The organism is Staphylococcus gallinarum (assembly GCF_000875895.1).
Classification (GTDB): Bacteria; Bacillota; Bacilli; order Staphylococcales; family Staphylococcaceae; genus Staphylococcus; species Staphylococcus gallinarum.
The window spans coordinates 1-241 of sequence record NZ_JXCF01000172.1 but is presented as its reverse complement, the minus strand read 5'-3'; the positions used below and the strand labels follow the sequence as shown (position 1 = coordinate 241).

The 241-nt window shown below is 32.0% G+C and carries 1 pseudogene; it reads right to left on the bottom strand.

From position 1 onward, the window contains the following. A pseudogene (locus SH09_RS13930) lies at window positions 1-241 on the bottom strand (replication initiation factor domain-containing protein); the annotation flags it as partial.

Genomic DNA, 241 nt, shown 5'->3' with positions numbered 1-241 from the left:
AATCTAATCTTGTAAAACCATCATCTTCCATGTAGTCAATGATGTTTTGTTTTAACCAAAGCATTTCTTCATGCGTAAGTTTATTAGGATTAAATTCAACACGCATATTACGTCTATCCCCCGCATCTGCTTTTACTTTATCATATTCGATGTAAACTTTTTCTTGTAGAGCCTTAGCTTTAAATTTGGTTTGTAATATATCCCAAAGTCTAATTTGTGGCGCAATACTCATAAATTCAGA